The organism is Bacillus solitudinis (assembly GCF_002797395.1).
Taxonomy (GTDB): Bacteria; Bacillota; Bacilli; order Bacillales; family Bacillaceae_D; genus Halalkalibacter_A; species Halalkalibacter_A solitudinis.
In genome coordinates, this window is sequence record NZ_KZ454943.1 from 2,343,314 (window position 1) to 2,362,915 (window position 19,602).

Here is a 19,602-nt window from a genome sequence, read left to right on the forward strand (position 1 = left end):
TACCAAGGTACAAGTAAGTTTTAAGACTATTCATAATCTATTTTTCCATTATTTTTTATTATTTTTCATTATTTGAGAGCGTATTCAAGTATTCATAGGAGTTTTTTCCGATTGTTCAGATTTTATAAAGTTGTTAATTTGAAAGTAAGCCTAAGGTGACCGAGTTCACTTTAGTTGAATGAATTGTCTTGCGCAAGACAAGCACTATTAAAATTAAAGAGGTGTATTATGAAGAAATTTAAAAAATCGATATTTGCTGTCGCAATGGTTACAGCCCTTGTTAGTACTTCTATTGCTCCTTATTCAGCATTAGCGGTAGATAAACCACACCCAGATATTCCGCTTGAAAAAGACAACCTTGAGCAACTTGTCGTGCAAACGATTGAACAAACGGAAACAGGTTTGAAATTAGATTTAGGATCTGAATACGAAGGGTATATTAATCTATTGGATGATGATATTGCCCAAGTCTCCATTGTAGAAGATGGGGAAGAGGTAAAGGACTCACCGGGGATTGCCAAAAAGAATTGGAAAACGCCTAACTTTAAAGCAACAGATGAAGGGCAAACATTTAAGTTAGAAACGGATGAAATCACTGTCGTCATTAACAAGGAGCCTTATGGTGTCAAAATGTTAGATAAGGAAGGCAACGTCATTAACGAGGACTACTCTGAATTTGGCTCATCAGCTGGTTATGAAGATGGGAAACCGTATGTATTCAGAGAAACAACAGATGATGAAGCATTCTACGGCTTCGGTGAACAGACTGGACTTGAGCTTAATAAACGAGGAAAAAGCATGGGGATGTGGAATACGGATAACTATGCTTACTCTAAAGAGTCAAAATATGTGTATGTGTCAATTCCATTTTTTATGGGTTTGAAAGATGAAAAAGCATACGGAATTTTCTTTGACAATACCCATCGTTCTTATTATGAAATGGCTAGTGAAAGTGATGACTACTACTATTTCTATGCCGATGGCGGACAGTTAAACTACTATTTTATTTATGGTCCCGAAATTAGCGATGTTGTCGATCAATATACAGAAATAACTGGTAAATATTACCTTCCAGCAGAATGGACAATGGGTCTGCATCAAAGTAAGTGGGAATACACTGCTGACGAAATTGTAGAAGTAGCACAAACTTATCGTGATAAAAACATTCCTTTAGATGTTATGCACTTTGATATCGACTATATGCAAGAGTACAGATTGTTTACATGGACAGAAGACTACAAACAAGCATTGGATAAATTGAAGTCTATGGAAGGGTTCCATGCGATTGCGATTAATGACCCAGCCGTGAAAAAAGAAGAAGGCTATTTTATGTATGACGAAGGAACGGAAAATGATTATTGGGCAAAAAATGCAGATGGAACGCCATTTGTTGGTCCAGTATGGCCTGGAGATTCGATGTTCCCAGACTTCTCAAAAGAAGAAGTAAGAGACTGGTGGGCTGATAAGCATAGCATTCTGTTTGATGCGGGAATCGATGGCATTTGGAATGATATGAATGAGCCTGCTGTATTTGAAGCAGAATCCTATTGGACTATGCCGCTCGATGCGTATTTCGGTACAGAGGACAATAAAATTTTACACGAAGAATATCACAATTTGTTTGGGCATGACGAAGCAGAAGCAACATATAAAGCATTTGAAATGCACAAGCCTGATGAGCGTCCGTTTGTGTTAACACGTGATATGTACGCTGGTTCTCAACGTTATTCTGCTCTTTGGACTGGTGATAACGTGAGTAATTGGGAGCACTTAGAAATGACTCTTCCAATGAACATGAACATCGGTTTATCTGGGGTTCCAATGGTCGGTGGAGATATCGGTGGATTTGCCGGTCGTCCAAATGGAGAATTATTTGCGCGTTGGATCCAAATCGGGGCTTTCTCTCCGTTCGCTCGTATCCATTACGACAGTGATTCAAAGGCAGACTTTAAACAAGGACAAGAACCTTGGGCATTCGGTCCGGAAGTAGAAGATATCAGCCGTAAATATATTGAAATGCGTTATCAGCTAATGCCTTACTTGTATAATGCAATGCAAGAAGCGACTGAAACAGGTAAACCCGTTCAGCAGCCGCTTGTCTACCATTTCCAAGATGATGAAAACACTTATGATATTCATAAGCAATTTATGTTTGGTGACAGTATCATGGTAGCTCCAGTTTTAGAAGAAGGTGCTACATCTGTTGAAGCATACTTGCCAAAAGGCGAAACGTGGATTGACTTCTGGACAGGTGAGGAATACGAAGGAAATCAGACAATTACGGTACAAGCGGAACTAGACCATTTACCGATCTTTGTTAAACAAGATTCGATTATTCCAACACGTGAAGTTCAGCAATATACGGGTGAAAAACCACTTGAAAATCTAGTACTTGACACTTACTTGGATGATCAAGCGACATACTCATTCTATGAAGATGACGCCAATTCACAAGACTATAAAAATGGCGAATATAACGTGACGAACTTTACTGTTAATAAGCAAAATAAAAACATCGTTACGTTTGAACAACAAAAAGAAGTTCAAAACTATAAAGATACTAAGTTGAAATCTTACACGTTGAAACTAAACAACACAGAAAAACCAAGCAAAGTTCAAGCTGCATCTAGCAAATATAAAGCAGTGAACAGCGAGGAAGCAGTAAAAGAAACAACAGAAACATATTTCTATAACGAAGAAGAAAATACGTTGTATGTGAACATCCCTGCTGATGAAAAACAGAAAGTACAAGTTTTCTTTAACGGAAACGACAGGTAACAAATAGTAGATTGTTAGAGTGGCTTTGAAGTTGCCAGGTGCCCAAAGAATGTCTAGGTCTTTCGGGCACCTGACCTTCACTTTACGTATATATTTATATATTGGAGGGAAATAGAAATGAAGAAAAAACTATTAGCAAGTGTTTTAGCTGGTTTCATGCTGACAAGCACAGTCCATAGTGTATATGCAGCACCCCCTGTAGAACAGAGTGTCCAAACGGAAAATGATGTGTATTACCAAGTACTCGTACGCTCTTTCGCTGATTCAAGTGGTGATGGAGTTGGGGATTTGCGTGGTCTTGCGGATAAGTTGGATTATATTGAGGAACTAGGTGCAACAGCTCTTTGGCTGATGCCGATTTATCCATCGCCTACGTATCATAAATATGATACGACAGATTACTATTCGATTGACCCGGAATATGGAGACATGGATGATTTCCGTTATTTAATAGAAGAAGCTGAAAAGCGCGGCATTAAGGTAATCTTGGACTTTGTCGTCAACCATACGAGTATTAAACATCCATGGTTCACTGAAGCAATGGATCCAGACAGTAAATACCGTGATTATTATATTTGGGCTGATGAAGATACGAATCTAGACCGAACAGGTCCTTGGGATCAACAGATGTGGCACCAAGCTGAAAGCGGCGATCATTACATGGCTCATTTTTATGATACACTTCCATCAGTTTTACCAGATTTAAATTTTCATAACCCGAAAGTCCACGAGGAAATTATCAATGCGGCAAAACACTGGTTAGAACTTGGTGTAGATGGGTTCCGTTTAGATGCGGCTCCACATATCTATTTTCCAGAAGAGGGATCCGCTGATGAGTATTATGATCATGAAGCGAACGTCGAATGGTGGAAGAAATTTGAAAGTGAATTGCAGAAGGTTAAGCCTGATGTTTATCTAGTAGGGGAAGTTTGGAAAGAAGAAAAGATTGTCGCTAACTATTATGAAGGAATGGAATCTCTTTTTAACTTTGACCTCGGTGATTTGATTATGAAGTCGGTTAAGACAGGAGAAAATCTTGGCATTGCCGAGCTTCAAGAACGAGTGCTTGCTCTTTATGACACGAAGAGAGAAGATGGCGCAACAGATGCGGTCTTTTTAAATAATCATGACGAAGTACGAACAATGACACAATTTAAGGAAGATGAAAAGAAGGCGAAATTAGCTGCGTCTATTTTGTTTACCTTATCCGGAAATCCGTTTATCTATTATGGTGAAGAACTAGGACAATTAGGCGATAAAACGAACGAACCGAACGAGTTCGGGGATAATCCTGACATCTATCTTCGTGAACCTTTTGTATGGTCTAAACAAGATGATAACTACCGCACATCTTGGGTTGAAACAAAATATAATACGGGTGAAACTGCAGTATTTGCCGAGGAGCAACTAAACGATCCGGATTCTATGTTCAGCCATTACCGTGAGCTAATTGAGGTTCGTCAATCAAGCAGCGCGTTAATGAAAGGCGGTATCGAAGCAGTTGAAACAAATGATGAACGAGTACTTGCCTTTAAGCGTTCGTATGAAGGTGAAACGAACTTAGTTGTGCATAACCTGTCTGATGAAACAGTTGAAGTAAGCTTATCAGATGATGAATTAAAGCATGCAAACATTTTATTTGCAACGGACAAAGTAAAGAGAAATCATGGACAGAAAAAAATCAACCTGACACTTCCAGGACAATCAAGCGTGATCTTGGAATAATATTTGTGGCATCAAGAAAAGTAGATGTCTCATAAGCTAAGAGTCTGACCCCTGGCATGCAATAGATTGTAATCGGGGTCAGACCCTTTTTTTAACAAGAATTGAGGGATGTAGATGAATAATCAAAAAGTAGTGACCCTTTTTTTCGTTTTACTTTGTGGAATATTGGTTTTTGCAGGGTGTTCTCAAACGGAACCACCTGAACCTGACGAGCCCGATGAACCTTCTGTTAGTGAACATGAAAACGGGCTAGTGGATATCTCTACCGATCAAGCAGCCTATCATCCAGGTGAATCCGTAACATTTCAGCTTTCTTTAGATGAAGAAATGAAAAAAGGAAAGTTAGTCGTACGCTATAAACATTTACATGACCTTGTTGATGAAGAGGAGATTCATGTCGGTGATGAGCAAGAAATTACGTGGGAATGGACACCGAGTGATGACGACTTTAAGGGATACATGGTTGAGGTTTCTTTAGTAAATGAAGAAGAGGATGAAATCGATCATTTGAATATCGCAGTGGACGTTTCCTCTGATTGGAGCAAGTTTCCTAGATACGGATATTTAGCAGACTTTCATGAGATGGAAGATGAAGAGCAGCGTGCTGTTATCGATAGGTTAAATCGATTTCATATTAATGGCATTCAATTTTACGATTGGCAAGATAGACATGATCATCCCCTGAAAACGGAAAACGGCGAGGTAGCCTCAACATGGAATGACATTGCCAATCGAGAAGTTTCAAAACTGACAGTCGAAACCTATATTGACCTTGCTCACGAAAAAAATATGAAGGCGATGAATTACAATTTATTGTTCGGTGCAAATGAATACTATGAAGACGAAGGAGTAAAGCGAGAGTGGGGCATTTTTAAGGATCCGAATCAACAAGAGCAAGATAGGCATCATCTTCCGGAAGAGTGGCGCGAGCTCTACTTATTTGACCCTTCAAATGCAGGCTGGCAACAATTTATTTTTGAAAAAGAACAAGCGGTTTTTGACCATCTAGCATTTGATGGGTGGCATGTCGATCAGTTAGGTCACCGTGGACAAATTTGGAATGCATTTGGTGAAGAAATTGAACTTTGGAAAACTTATCCTGTTTTTCTCGAGAAGGCAAAGCACGCATTAGGTGTCGATTTGGTGTTAAATGCGGTATCACAGTATGGACAAGCCGAAATTGCGCAGTCTCCTGTAAATTTCTTATATACCGAAACATGGGAGCAGCCTTATTATGAGGATTTAAAACGGATTATCGATGAAAACTGGGAGTTTAGCAACAAAGAACTTCAAACGGTCTTAGCTGCTTATATGAACTATGATCTATCTCATTCACCAGGTCAATTTAATACACCAGGTGTCTTGTTTACAGATGCTGTTATTTTTGCCTCAGGCGGGGCTCATATCGAACTAGGGGAAAATATGCTTGCAAATGAATATTTTCCAAATAAAAACTTAGAGATACCCGATGAACTACATGAGCAGCTGATCAACTATTATGATTTTTCAGTTGCCTATCAAAACCTTCTGCGTGATGGCGTGGAACAGGTAAAGAAAGAAGTTTATTCAAATGACATTTCGATAACGAGTCATGCAGAAATAGGTTCAGTGTGGAACTTTACGAAACAAAAAGAGAACAAAGAATTTTTGCATTTTATTAATTTCACCGAAGCCGCTTCGATGGAATGGAAAGATAAAATGGGGGAGCAAACGGAACCAGAATGGATTCATGATGTACCGATTACCATCCACTCAGAACAAGAGGTAGAGAAAGTATGGCTGGCTTCACCAGACATAGATCAAGGGTCAGCGCTAGAGCTTGAGTTTGAGCAAGAAGGGGACCAAGTTTACTTTACACTCCCAGCGCTAAAGTATTGGGATATGGTTGTGATCGAGTATAAATGAAATAATCCAAAAGGAAATGAGGGAGTCATATGAAAAAGCTAAAGAAAATCACTGTAGGTATCATCACGGCATCATTGCTTGCAGCTCCGTTTGCACAAGATACAACATTTGCTGCAACAAAACAGAATGAGAATGCTAAAGTTAGTATCCAAAAAGGACCAAAGGATAAATCAGGATGGGATAGAAGCTCCTTATCCTTTATTGGTGAAAACCTAACTTGCTATGGGGTTTCTGCCTCGATCAAAAATGGTGAGGACTCACGGGACATGCAAGGGGAAGTGGCGTATGAGGTTTACTATTCAGAAAAAGGAAATCCAAAAGGTGGAGAGGTTGTCGCTACAGGAGTGGTTCATGCGTTAGAATCTGCTGAAACACAGGAACTAACATATACACCAGATCAGCTCGTGGCTGGAAATTATATGTTTAAAGCCTATCAAAGTTCGAACCACCCAGGAAAGGGAGTGCTGTGGAGTGAATCAATCACAGTAACAGAAGAGTTCGCAGGAAACGAACCAATTGAACTCGAGCGCCCTCTTGATCAGTTTTTCAATTCTGAAGTTACCAATGGGTCCGCAACATTTACGGTTCCAGAGGAAATGGATCCAATTGAAATTAGCTTTACTAGCTACACGTATCCTGAAGGAACAGTCCTTGGAGAAGATGGCAAACCATATGAGGGACAGACGAGCTTTGATAACATCACAGACGTATATGGGCCTGGTACCTATACGATCGAGATTGATTTGCCAGAAGGTGATTGGCAGATAGATTTATATGTAGGATCTGAAATTGAAATATTGACTGAATGCGGACACCCGATCCATAAAATTATTGATGCCGATTATAGTGCCAAACAGAATTAAATAAAATAGGAGTGTTTTAGGATGAAAAGATGGTTAGTGAACTTTGGAATTACGGCTGGACTGCTTTCTTTAACTGCTTGTAACACCGGTGCTGATACAATTGTTCAGTCCGAGTCGGGTGATATAACGAAAGAGGAATTTTACAACGAACTAAAGGCTCACGGCGGTGACAAAGTTTTAAAACAGATGGTGGAAACGATGCTTCTTGAAAAAGAGTATAACGTAACAGATCAAGAGATTGATGCAAAAGTCAACGAATATAAGGAGCAATTCGGTGGGGAGGAAGGCTTAAAGCAGGCTCTTGTCGAAAATGGAATTGGAGATGAGCAAGCGTTTAGAAAGCTTGTTAAACGTGAGTTATTGGCTCAAAAAGCGACAACAGACGGAGTAGACGTTTCAGAGGAAGAAATAAAAAAAGAATTTGAAGATAAATACAAAGAAGAAATAAAAGCGAGTCACATTTTGGTCACGGACGAAGAAACAGCAAAAGAAGTGAAGGAAAGGGCTGATAAGGGCGAAGATTTTGCCGGGCTTGCTAGTGAATATTCAATCGATCCTAGTTCAAAAGACAATGGAGGCGACCTTGGCTACTTTAGGAAAGGGATGATGGTCCCTGAATTTGATTCTGTAGTATTTTCACTTGAAGTGAATGAAATTAGTGATCCCGTGAAAACTCAATACGGTTATCACATTATAAAAGTAACAGATAAGAAAACAAACACGTTTAAAGATAAGAAAGGTGTCATTGAAGAAAAGTTGACATTTGAAAAAGCGAAACCAATTGCTACAGTGATTTCCGATCTTCAAAAAGAAGCCAACATTACTGTCAAAGATAAAGAGCTAGAAGATGTATTAGAGACACCACAACAAACTGAAATGGAATAATAGCCAACCCTCTCCTTGATGATCGTCATAAAGGCTGCAAAGTCATAAAAGCTTTGCGGTCTTTTTCCTTTTCTAACAAATCAGTCGGTATGGTTCTAATTATTTTCAATTATCTGAAATTTAATCTTGTTTCACTGAATGAAGTATGTTAAATTTTACATATGAAACTGATGGCAGGAGAGAAGATATCATGAATGTATTTAGAAAAGGAAATAAAGAACTGATTAAAGATCTTAACCGGTCCCTCGTAATTGATCTGGTTCGCCTTCAAGGAAACATCTCGCGTACTGACATCGCCAAAGTTACGGGACTCGGTTTATCAACGATTACGAATATTATCGAGGAACTGATAAAGGAAAACCTGGTTACAGAGGTTGGAACAGGAGATTCGCATGGTGGCAGGAAGCCGGTATTATTAAAGTTTAATGGTGATTATGGTGTGATTGTTGGCATGAAAATAGAGAAACAAGATGTGAAAATGTGTCTAGCAAACTTGGAGGGAAAGATTTCACACAAACATCAATTTTCATATACTTCGAAGGAAGCGATGCAATTAACAACCGTTATTATTGAACAACTAGAAGGCTTCATCAAAAGAAATGAAAGCGATTCAAAAGTGGTGGGGATTGGAATTGCAACACCCGGGTTAGTAGATCAGGAAAATAATGAAGTGGTCTATTCACCGATATTAAAGATGGATCATGGAGATTTAAAGCCGATCGGCAGGCACTTCGATGTCCCTTTGATTATCGATAATGACGCGAACGTATTCGCTCTTGCGGAGAAATGGATAGGCGCAGGAAGAGACTATCGAAATTTCATTGGTGTTACAGTAGGAGCGGGTGTTGGGGCAGGAATTGTCATTGATCATACATTGTTTCGAGGAGACTTTGGCGGAGCTGGAGAGTTAGGGCATATCACGATTAATCAGGGAGACCGCCTCTGTTATTGCGGGCAGCGAGGTTGTTTAGAATTATATGCTTCAGATGCGTACCTTGTAGATGAGGCTGAACGAATGGTCTCAATTGGTGTTCCTACATTAATGGGGTCATTTAACCCGATTACACCAGAGAGTATTGTGAAGGCAGCTGAAAGAGGAGATCAATATGCACAGGAACTGCTAGAGAAGCAAGGAGAAAATCTCGCTTTAGGTATTAAGAATATGGTACATCTATTTAATCCAGAAGCCATCATTTTAGGTGGGGAAGGATTGAGAGAAAATGATTTTCTACTAAAAGGATTACATAAAGAATTAGCCGTCCATTTTTTCATCAAGCATCCTCGTAAACTTCAATTCGAAACTTCACAGCTAGGAGAGGACGTATGGTTGATTGGAGCGTGCGCGCTGGTTGTGAGCCATTTATTTAAAGTGCCTATTTATAAATAATAAAGGAAACGACTGCTGTTGTATCCTTGTGTTCAATTACTTCATTCACTGAATAAAGTATATACCTTCTGTTGCCTATGCTTCCATTGTAAGGATAATTTCCATTTTTAATGTCGTTTGAAAGTATATTCTTTTTTCAAGGAGAGTGTTACCGATGATTCAGCAGGTAAGTGATCAATTTTTACTTTATGCTTATACTCAAGCCCTGGCATTAAAGCTTAATTCTGATTTTATCTCTTTATTAGAAGAAGAACTGCACAAAAGAAATTTACTACTTATGAAGGATGAAATAGGTGAAAGGAAGGGATTAACGACAATTTGGAGCGGAGATGTTGATGCAAGCTGGGAGTCCTTTAGGCACAATATGCAATTAGGGTTGAGCTCTTCGATGTCAGGTATGCCTTACTTCACAACGGATATTGGTGGATTTAACGGAAAACCAACAGCTGAACTCTATACACGTTGGATGCAAGCTGGAGCTTTTATGCCGATCTTCCGTGCCCATAATTGCGAATGTGATGATCCAAGCAATACAAGAGAACCTTGGGCGTTTGGTAAAGAAGCAGAAAGCATTGTCAAACAAAGCATTGAACAGCGTTACCGACTGCTTCCTTACATTTATTCAGCAGCGAAACAAACAACGGATGGAAATGTATCGCTCATGAGACCGCTTGTCATGGATTACCCTACGGATACAAACGTGTATGGGATTGAAGACCAATGGAGGTTCGGTCCAAATATGCTCGTAGCACCGATTTCATTAGAAGGCATGTCTAAGAGAAGTATTTATCTTCCAGAAGGGACATGGTATGACTGGAGTACACAGGAATCATTTGCGGGAGGGCAAACGATAGAGTATGATGCTGATTTGTCTACGATTCCGGTATTTGTGAAAGAAGGTGCAATTATTCCGCAGCGTGAGGTTCAACATTATACAAATGAAAAACCTGCATCAGCGATGACAGTGAAAGTCTATCCAAAACAAAATGGAGAAGCTGCCAGCTTTATCTTATATGAAGATGACGGGCAAACCTATCACTATGAAAACGGTCAATCGGCTGATACAGAGTTTACGACAGTATCTAATGCGGGGAATGTCACTCTTGAAATTGCCGCCATGAAAGGCAAATTTGATGGACAGATGGAACACAGAACATGGACTGTAGAAATAAAAGTAAATGCAGACGATGAAAACGAAATTCAATTCGTTGAAAGAAACGGAAAAAAATTAACACTCGTTGATTCAAAAGAAGCAGTAGAAGCAGGTAACGATGTTTGGTACTACGAAACTGAAACAGATATGTTATTTGTGAAAACGGCAAAGGTATCTACTTCTGAAGCACAAGTGATTACGACAACGAGTAAAAAAGGAAATTTGAAGGCAGCTAGCAAGAACAAAGACAAAGTCAAGATACGGACTACGGTTAAAAAATAGGAAACAATGTTCAAGTTAAGAAGCCCGGCTATTGGGCCGGGCTTTGGTCATCATAAGGAAATATTATTCGATCATGATTAACGAAATCATTAATTTTGAATTTTTGAAAGAGTAATAGGTCGATATCGAGCACTGGTTTGAACTCCATTGAAAATATGAAAAAATCTATTGTCGCATAAAAGAATACGCTCTTTTTTTAACAACTGTAATGCAACTTGCCACTTATTTCACTCACCGAAGGATAAAACTACCAATCGTAAATCTCTTAAAGGAGGTGACTATAGACAACACGCATAAATGAAAGCGTTTAACATAATGACCTGTTTTATTGTTAATTAAAATGATCGCTTTCATTAGAATGTTTGAATGAAAAGGAACGCCAATTCATTTTTTTGTTACCTTTACTCTAAAAAATAGTCGTATGGCAAATAGGTGAAATTATTATCAGGAGGACAAAATGATGGTAAATAAAATCTACAAATCTTTATTAATTTGTATTTGTTTTTCTATGGTACTTATTTATTCGATAGACCCTGTTTTGGCTAGAGATAGTAAACACACTCGTCATGGATCTGGACCTATGTATTGGATGGCGTATGAGAATCCTTATGAAAATAATGTAGCGATTCCAGAAGACCGCTGGAAGAATAATATTGATTGGGTAGCAGAAGAATTTCTTCCTTATGGATATGACATGGTTAGTTTGGATGGATGGATTGAGGGATCAACACAGACAACACCCAATGGTTATGTGTTAAAACATAACGATAATTGGCAGTACACATGGAAAGAGTGGGGTGACTATGTACATGATAAAGGACTTAAATATGGAGTTTATTACAATCCACTTTGGGTCACTCCAGCAGCGGTGAATGACGATTCTAAAACGGTCATTCATAATCCTGATTTAAAAGTAAGCGATATTGTTAATACGGAAACAACAACAACAGATTGGAATGGAGAGACATTGCCGGGTGATCGGTTTGTAACGGATCAAGGTGAAAATTCTCTTTATTGGGTCGATGTTACAAAGCCTGGAGCGGAGGATTATATTAAAGGATATGTTCAGTATTTTAAAGATGCAGGAGCCAGCTTTCTTAGGATTGATTTCTTGTCATGGTATCAAACAGGCTTTGATGGCGGGTTAAATAAACAAGTGGGGAACGCTCATTGGGACGAATATGAAACAGCTCTTCGCTGGATTCACGAAGCTGCTGGTGAAGATTTGATCGTAAGCCTTGTCATGCCGTATTTGCAAAATCATGGAGAGGTAGAAGTAAAGTATGGCGATATGATTCGCATTGATGAAGATGTGTTTCATGGAGGATGGGATCACATAAGTGGACGCAGTCAAACATGGCAAGATGCGTGGTCTCAATGGAAAAATCCTTTCCAAGGTCTAACTGGATTTTCTGATATTGGAGGCCGGGGTCAAATGACACTCGATGCTGACTTTATCCGGATGAATAAATATGGGTCAGAAGCGATTAATGACAACGAAAGAAGAACAACGATTTCCCTATTCACATTGGGGGGATCTCCTATTGCTATCGCTGACCAATATGACACCATTAACGACACAGGATCAAACAATGAGCGCTTTTATCAAAACTCTGAGGTTATTGAATTAAATAAGCTTGGTCTTGTCGCAAAGCCAATATATAAAAATTCTAATCCTTTCTATCCGGGGGAAGGGTATGAGGAGGGAACAAGCCGTGATACGGAACGGTGGGTAGGTCAACTACCGAATGGCGAATGGGTCGTCGGGTTATTTAACCGATCCGATCAAAAAACAACGAAAAGCATTGATTTTAGTAGTGAATTAGGATTGAGTGGGGAAGCAGCGGTCCGTGATTTATGGGCTCATAAGGATCTTGGATATATGGATCATTACTCTGCTGAGATTGAACCGCACGATGTGAAATTACTAAAAGTGATCCCACGAAATAGTCATAAATATGAAGCAGAAGTCGCTTCTTGGATTGGAACAAACTTTAATAATAACCATACTGGACATTCGGGTTTTGGGTTTGTTGATAAATTTGAGGCTCCTGCAGAAACGAACGGGGAAGGACCAAAAGTTGTCTTTGCCGTCGAGGCACCAGAGTCTGGGTCGTATTGGCTCAACTTCAAATATGCAAACGGAACGGGTGGAGAAAGTTCTGCGACCGTCAATGTGAAAGATGGTTATAACCAAACGATTACAGAGGATACATTTGTTTCCCTTCCAGCCACATCAAACTGGAGTTCTTGGGGAAATAAAAATGTAGAATTAACATTAACGAAAGGATTAAATTTGATTACGATTGAACGTACCCCTTCAGATAAAGGTGCTTTTAATCTTGATTATATTGAATTTACGCCTCATTGGGGGAATGTAGTTAATAATTATGGTTTTGAAACGGGCGATATAAGTGATTGGACACAGTGGCGTCCAACTGATCAATCAGCAGCATATGGCGTCGATTCTGATGATGTGAATAGCGGAAAGTATAAACTGTTTTTTCACTCTCCATCAGCTTACAAGCAAAGTGTACATCAAACCATTACTGGTTTAGACGATGGAACCTATTATGTTAGCGCTAAAGTGAAGCGTCAAGGTACAGAACCTGTTACAGCTAGAATGGAAGTAACTGAGTACGGGGAATCCGATGTTTACGTAAATATTCCAAAAACGTCGGAATATCAAGAGGTATCTACTAAGGTTAATGTGACGAACGGAAAAATAGATGTTGGATTTTATATGGATTCACCTGGCGGAACATCTCTTCAGGTGGATGATGTAACAGTTACGAGAGTCTCTTTACAAAATTCTAACTTTCAAGATGAGTTCAGGGGATGGACAGTATCTAATATGGCTTTGGCCAAAATTAAACATGAAAACAATAACGCATATACAGACATCACAAGTTCTTCTAAATTCACATCAGACTTGTTCCGCTATGAGTCATTACAAACGGGAACGTATACCCTTAAAGCAAAAATCCGTCGAAGTGGTTCTTTTGATTCTGCCGGTCTTTATATAGATAAAGGCGGTCAAACATACAAAAATATTCTCTTCCCGGATCATTCTAATTGGACTGAAGTAACAATTGATAATATCAGCCTTACACGAGACGAAGTAATGAAAATTGGTGTATATGCAGAAGGTGATCCGGATGCATGGCTACATGTCGACAAAGTTTGGTTGGAGAAGAACTAAGGCTTTTAGAAGCAGTAATAAATCAGGCTTTGTATAAATCGTTTTGTTCCCACTTCCTTCATATTTATATTTAAATATAAGAAATAGCGTTAATATTATACGTTTAGAAGGTTCTCAACCATTTTGGTTGGGAGTCTTTTTTGTGTTTTAAGAAGTTGATTTTTTGCTGAGCTCCTATAGTGATTTGTGTTGGTCGTGATCCCTTTTAGGTTATCTAAGCCAAATGGGAATTTTTTGTATCATTTGTTTTGAATGAAAAAGAAAGCATTGTTTACAAATGCAAGTTATACATTTTTGAATAATTGTGGTTCATGATTGGACAATATCGACAAGTTTTCTATAGCGTGCTCTAGTTTACAATCGTCATACTAAAAGAAAACAAAGGAAAGGAGCGGGGGTTGATGTCTGCTATTACTGTGCTATCAGAAAATGGAGAGGAAAACAATGGAAATTTGAGCGAAGTGTATTACGCCATCTTTCGTTAAAGAATCTTCAAGCAAACATAAAAGAGTATTTTAAACCTGTTGTTCCTTTTCATTTTCTTTCCCACCCATTTGGATAAGGCTTTTCGTGGTGAGTTGACAGCGAAGTGGCGAGAGGGAAACCAAGATTTCGAATCTGCAAAACAAAGGTACGAGCTAATTCAAGAAGAACGAATTTTATTAGGAAAGCAAAAGAGAAATATCAGAAATAACTACAATGTTCAATGAATTCGATATGAAAAAGATATTGATGACAAGGGTTGGATATCTCTAAAAGCTAATATGTTTTGTTATAACATTAATTGTGGTGGTACACCTTCAAGAGATATATCTGAAAAAGGTGAGGTACCATTCCTTAAAGTATATAACATTGTTAACAATAAAGTAGCTTTTTCGTATAAGCCACAATTTATACCTAGATGGATACACGAGTCGAAGTTGAAAAAGTCTATACTGCATTCAAGAGATGTAATAATGAACATTGTTGGTCCTCCTTTAAAGAAAATTGCTATTATACCTGATAAAATACCCTGAGATGAATATGAATCAAGCAATAGTTAGATTTAGACCAATTAAATATGTGTTACCCGAGTTTATATACTATTGCTTGCAATATGATGAAACACTAAAGGGTGTTATAAATGAAACTAGAGGTGTGTTGGACAAAGTAATATCTCGGTTTCTCAAAGTAGAAATTTAGTTATGCCCATCCCTTCGTTTGAAGAACAACATGAAATTGTAAAAAGAATAAAGTTTCTGTTAGAGAAAGAAGATACAGTATACCAATTAATAAACGATAACAAGAATTTAGATAACTTAAAACAATCTATCCTATCTAAAGCTTTCAGTGGTGAACTAGGTACAAACGATCCATCAGAAGAAAGTGCTATTGAATTGCTAAAAGAAGTTCTTAAAGAACAAGTAAAATAACCGGATTTCGTGACCACATTCTGACCACGAAACATATATTAGGATGTATTATCCGTTTTTTATAAAAAGCAAAAAATCCCTATAAAATAAGACTTTTCGCAAATTATTTCTTTCGCAGTTTCTTCATATTTAATAAACAAATCAAAGAACGTAAAAAATACGGTCTTAAAAGTGTTTGCTACTATATTAGGCTATAGAAATGGTTTAAAATGATTAAGTAGTTGAGGACACCGTGTCGCCAATTTAAAAGCTTTAACTTATTCTATAAGAGTAACATAGCATCGGTGTATCGGTGCAAAATAAAAGCCTACAAACTAATGGTAGGCTCGATTAAAATGGGTAACGAAAGGGTAACATAGGACCGTAATAAGCCATTATTTTACGTTAAAGATGTTACAGTACAAATCCTACATATACGTTTGTATGACGCGAGTTAATCAACATACGTTAACTTGCGTTAAACATGTTACAAAGCGGAGGACTTATGGGCGGCATGATGTAATCTGCCCCCCAAGCCCTTGATAGATAAGGGTTTGTTAGTAAGGTGAGAGTGAAATGTTAACATTTTGCTAACATTGAGGATATTAATGGAGGCTTCTCATAAGTTCACTGAACTTTTGAGAGGCTTCTTTTTTCATTTCTTGTGTTACATGGAGACAAGGCGTTTCCATGATTTGTTCCAGTGAATCGGTGAAGCCCTTGCCTCTGCCAAAAGCAGAGCTGTGTGTATGTTTATGGTTGTAGAGGTTCATAGTTGATTTTAAAAACTTTGATAGTCTATCAATTCTAGTTCCAATAAACTTTGTGAGGATCGGGTAGATTGGGTGTCGGTTTACGTTTGCGAATACATAATCATTATCGTAATAGAAATTCCCGAACATTTCTTTTAACTTTTCTTGTTCAGCCTTGTGCTTTTTAAACAATTCAATCACTATTTCATGTACAGCAATTGTACGTCGAGAACGTTTAGTTTTTGGAGTTCCTAACTGGTATTCCTTTGTGGCATAGGGTTTCTCCTTTGAATCGGGATTTAGGCGACTATGATTCTACCAAGGAGAGACCCTTTTTTCATGTATTTTGCTCAAATCTTACCGAGCTTTCGCTTGCTGGCCTCCTAATCCAAGTAACGGTGTTTCTATTACTTGGATTAGGGGGTTTTTTAGTCTGCCAAAAACATCTTACTCATACTCTTTTTAGTTTAGTTATTTTATTAAAGAATGGATAAATAAGCGAGATAATAGAATAAGTTAATACTTTTTTCATAGATTTTGATTACTTGCTTGCTATTAAATACTTACACATACCGCTGTTCTCACTTCAACCCACGACTTTTTGTAATATCCTTCCATGTTGAATATCTTTTTTTTAATAAAATATTTTAGCCGTTGGTGAATTACATGAAAAATTTCTGAGCATTTAATAAACTGCTTTCATTTTTCTAAAAATGTATGACAGCTTTAAAATATATTGGAATTTTCAAGCTGGAGATAAGGTTCTACAATTAAAAGTGTAATCAAGTAACTCATTACTTTTATTTAAATAATTGAAGGGAAAGGGGGACGGCAAAAAGAGAGACATCATAATTTTTGAAGAGTTGATAAAAAAGGTGTAACAACAGAGGTTCAACAATAATGAAACCGCTGCCAGTTTAGGCATCTAAAAAAGTATTGAAAACCAAATAATCTAGTAAAAAAGGAGCTGGGAAAAATGATGAAGAGAATAAAACTTTTACCCTTTTTAAGCTTGCTGCTGTTAATCGTTATAAGTGTTTTAGGTTGTAGTCAAAGTAATGAAAGCGCTACAAATCCTGTTGAAGGTAGTGAAGCGAGTGAGGAGGTCACGATTGATTTTGCTATACATGTGGCAAATCCAGAAGATCAGGAACCAGCTTTTTACCAAACAGTTGAGAAGTTTATGGAACAGAATTCTGATATCACAATTAATTTACAAGGGACTGACCAACAAGAACATATTCGAAATATTAAAATGAAATCGCAATCTAATGCTCTTCCAGATATCTTTTGGATGTTACCAGCTTCAGCACAAGAGCTAGAAGAGGCCGGGCAACTTCTAGATTTAACGCCATTTTTCGACAACAACCCTGAGTTGGTTGAAAAGTTCCATATGAATATGTTTGAGACGTATCAAATCGATGGTAAGCAATATGGAATGCCTTATCAACCTTTAGTTACAGGGTTTTGGTATAACGAAGCTCTATTTGATCAATACAATGTAGATTTACCAAAAACATATGAAGATTTAACAGAAGCTGTAAAAGTGTTTGAAGAAAATGATGTTGTATCAATAGCAAAAGGTGCTAGAGATCCTTACTCTATTTGGGCGTTTCTAACGATGTTCTCTAGGTACGGGTACTTTGACAAAATTGATGACATTCTTGCAGGGGAAGAAAGCTTTCATAATGACGACTTTTTAAATTTCTATGAAAAGATTGATGAATTAAGAGAACTTGGGGCTTTTCCGGCTAATATAACAACGCAAAGTTATTTTCAGGCGGTAGAGACATTTATGACTGGTGAGGCTGCCTTACTTGATGCGGGAGTATGGGAAACCAAGAAAATAGAAGAAAGTGAATTGGCAAACGATGTCGGTTTCTGGTGGGGACCAACATTTGAGGATGGCGTAGGGAACCAGAATCTTTCTTCAATTGTCCCAGCAGCTCCTTTAGTTGTCGGCAAACATGTAGAAGATGATCCAGCAAAATATGAGGCAGTGATGAAATTCTTGCAATTCTACTATAGCGAGGATGGTGCTCAAATTATGTTGGATAATCAAGTTCCTCCAATGATTGTGTTCGATGGTCAAATAGATGAAGAAAAACACCCGGTATTTTCCAAAGTTGTTGAACAAATGAATAGAACGGATTGGGAGAGTCAGCCTAATCAACCAGACCTAGTTATATCAGAATCGATTGCCAATGCCTTGTATGACAGTATTTATGGAGTCATGAACGGAATCTATTCACCGGAAGAGGCTCTTGATGTAGTAGCGAACAAAATTTCAGGACAGTAGGTAAAGGGGTTCTGCTACAGTGATTAGGCTGTAGTAGAACCATAAGAACGTATGATGTAGAACAAAAAATGATTCCAACATGGAGGGGTGAATATGCATTGGCTTAGTAAAAAGCGTTATATATGTTTCATGCTTCTACCTACCCTGTTAGTATATTCAGCTTATATAATTCTGCCTATTATAATAGCTTCTTATTATAGTTTTACTAGATTCTCGGGGATTGGAGCACCAGAGTTTATTGGTCTTAAAAATTATCAGGCCCTTTTGCAAGATCCGTTCTTCTGGGGTTCGTTAAAAAATACAGTCATTGTATTAGGTGTCACGTTGATCGTGTTAATACCGAGTGCGTTTTTCCTAGCATTGCTCCTTAATCGAGATGTCAAAGGGGCAAATGTTTTAAAAGCATTGAACTTTGCACCGGCTGTGATCGCACCGATTCTAGTAGGGTTGATTTGGGTATTTATCCTTGATCCGGATATGGGATTTGTAAGTGTATTTTTGCAAAAAATAGGCTTAGAACAGTTAGCTTTTCAGTGGATAGGTGGAACAACTCTTACACCGTACTCGGTAGGGGTAGTAGAAAGCTGGAGGATTTTGGGTTTTATCGCAACAATCTTTCTCGCTGGATTAGCTACTATACCTCGTGAAATTTATGAAGCTAGTGACATTGATGGTGCCAATCGTGTACAAAAATTGATTTTCATTACTATACCGATGTTAAATGAAACATTTAAGATCAACGTTATTCTTATTATCACGTTCTGTTTCAAAATATTTGAAACCGTACTCCAACTGACCAACGGCGGTCCTAATCACCTTTCTGAAGTATTAGTCACGTATATGTACAATGTGACATTCATTTCTGGTCAATATGGATATGGAATGGCCGTTGCGGTTGTAACCTTAGTAATCACAATCGTATTTACTGCTCTGTTTATAGGGCTAAGTAAAAAACGAGTAGAGAAGAAGGGGGTGTAATC

12 protein-coding genes are annotated in these 19,602 nt (G+C 38.1%); all 12 read left to right on the forward strand.

The window, feature by feature from the left end; genetic code table 11:
- Window positions 1-228 precede the first annotated feature (228 nt).
- The 12 genes from CEF19_RS11340 (at window position 229) to CEF19_RS11405 (ending at window position 19,600) form a co-directional block, all read left to right on the forward strand.
- The gene (locus CEF19_RS11340; protein WP_100406149.1) at window positions 229-2,778 is read left to right on the forward strand and encodes a glycoside hydrolase family 31 protein; all 2,550 of its coding nucleotides are present in this window, start codon (window positions 229-231) and stop codon (window positions 2,776-2,778) included.
- Window positions 2,779-2,895: 117 nt separating this feature from the next.
- The gene (locus CEF19_RS11345) at window positions 2,896-4,503 is read left to right on the forward strand and encodes an alpha-amylase family glycosyl hydrolase (protein ID WP_100406150.1); all 1,608 of its coding nucleotides are present in this window, start codon (window positions 2,896-2,898) and stop codon (window positions 4,501-4,503) included.
- Between the two features lie 114 nt (window positions 4,504-4,617).
- The gene (locus tag CEF19_RS11350; RefSeq protein ID WP_100406151.1) at window positions 4,618-6,408 is read left to right on the forward strand and encodes a glycoside hydrolase family 66 protein; all 1,791 of its coding nucleotides are present in this window, start codon (window positions 4,618-4,620) and stop codon (window positions 6,406-6,408) included.
- Window positions 6,409-6,437: 29 nt separating this feature from the next.
- On the forward strand, window positions 6,438-7,271 hold the full coding sequence (locus CEF19_RS11355; RefSeq protein ID WP_100406152.1) for a hypothetical protein: 834 nt from the start codon (window positions 6,438-6,440) through the stop codon (window positions 7,269-7,271).
- Between the two features lie 21 nt (window positions 7,272-7,292).
- Window positions 7,293-8,156, forward strand: a complete 864-nt coding sequence (locus CEF19_RS11360) for a peptidylprolyl isomerase (protein WP_157800934.1) — start codon at window positions 7,293-7,295, stop codon at window positions 8,154-8,156.
- A gap of 190 nt (window positions 8,157-8,346) precedes the next feature.
- A complete protein-coding gene (locus CEF19_RS11365; RefSeq protein ID WP_157800935.1) occupies window positions 8,347-9,543 on the forward strand; it encodes an ROK family transcriptional regulator in 1,197 nt (398 codons plus the stop codon).
- 154 nt (window positions 9,544-9,697) lie between these two features.
- Window positions 9,698-10,978, forward strand: a complete 1,281-nt coding sequence (locus tag CEF19_RS11370) for a TIM-barrel domain-containing protein (RefSeq protein WP_100406154.1) — start codon at window positions 9,698-9,700, stop codon at window positions 10,976-10,978.
- A 457-nt stretch (window positions 10,979-11,435) separates the two neighbouring features.
- A complete protein-coding gene (locus CEF19_RS23135; RefSeq protein ID WP_157800936.1) occupies window positions 11,436-14,180 on the forward strand; it encodes a carbohydrate-binding protein in 2,745 nt (914 codons plus the stop codon).
- A 421-nt stretch (window positions 14,181-14,601) separates the two neighbouring features.
- Window positions 14,602-14,742 carry a DUF2521 family protein gene (locus CEF19_RS23140; RefSeq protein ID WP_157801079.1) on the forward strand — a complete coding sequence of 47 codons (141 nt, stop codon included), beginning with the start codon at window positions 14,602-14,604 and terminating at the stop codon, window positions 14,740-14,742.
- 622 nt (window positions 14,743-15,364) lie between these two features.
- Window positions 15,365-15,592, forward strand: coding sequence for a hypothetical protein (locus CEF19_RS11390; protein WP_100406157.1), 228 nt, complete (start codon window positions 15,365-15,367; stop codon window positions 15,590-15,592).
- A 1,707-nt stretch (window positions 15,593-17,299) separates the two neighbouring features.
- The gene (locus tag CEF19_RS11400; protein WP_100406159.1) at window positions 17,300-18,622 is read left to right on the forward strand and encodes an ABC transporter substrate-binding protein; all 1,323 of its coding nucleotides are present in this window, start codon (window positions 17,300-17,302) and stop codon (window positions 18,620-18,622) included.
- A gap of 93 nt (window positions 18,623-18,715) precedes the next feature.
- The gene (locus tag CEF19_RS11405; RefSeq protein ID WP_100406160.1) at window positions 18,716-19,600 is read left to right on the forward strand and encodes a carbohydrate ABC transporter permease; all 885 of its coding nucleotides are present in this window, start codon (window positions 18,716-18,718) and stop codon (window positions 19,598-19,600) included.
- The last annotated feature ends 2 nt before the right edge of the window (window positions 19,601-19,602 follow it).

Excerpts from the sequence above, each read along its gene's own strand:
- CEF19_RS11340 (WP_100406149.1), top strand. The coding sequence starts at position 229 with ATGAAGAAATTTAAAAAATCGATATTTGCTGTCGCAATGGTTACAGCC.
- CEF19_RS11345 (WP_100406150.1), top strand. The coding sequence starts at position 2,896 with ATGAAGAAAAAACTATTAGCAAGTGTTTTAGCTGGTTTCATGCTGACA.
- CEF19_RS11350 (WP_100406151.1), top strand. The coding sequence starts at position 4,618 with ATGAATAATCAAAAAGTAGTGACCCTTTTTTTCGTTTTACTTTGTGGA.
- CEF19_RS11355 (WP_100406152.1), top strand. The coding sequence starts at position 6,438 with ATGAAAAAGCTAAAGAAAATCACTGTAGGTATCATCACGGCATCATTG.
- CEF19_RS11360 (WP_157800934.1), top strand. The coding sequence starts at position 7,293 with ATGAAAAGATGGTTAGTGAACTTTGGAATTACGGCTGGACTGCTTTCT.
- CEF19_RS11365 (WP_157800935.1), top strand. The coding sequence starts at position 8,347 with ATGAATGTATTTAGAAAAGGAAATAAAGAACTGATTAAAGATCTTAAC.
- CEF19_RS11370 (WP_100406154.1), top strand. The coding sequence starts at position 9,698 with ATGATTCAGCAGGTAAGTGATCAATTTTTACTTTATGCTTATACTCAA.
- CEF19_RS23135 (WP_157800936.1), top strand. The coding sequence starts at position 11,436 with ATGATGGTAAATAAAATCTACAAATCTTTATTAATTTGTATTTGTTTT.
- CEF19_RS11390 (WP_100406157.1), top strand. The coding sequence starts at position 15,365 with ATGCCCATCCCTTCGTTTGAAGAACAACATGAAATTGTAAAAAGAATA.
- CEF19_RS11400 (WP_100406159.1), top strand. The coding sequence starts at position 17,300 with ATGATGAAGAGAATAAAACTTTTACCCTTTTTAAGCTTGCTGCTGTTA.
- CEF19_RS11405 (WP_100406160.1), top strand. The coding sequence starts at position 18,716 with ATGCATTGGCTTAGTAAAAAGCGTTATATATGTTTCATGCTTCTACCT.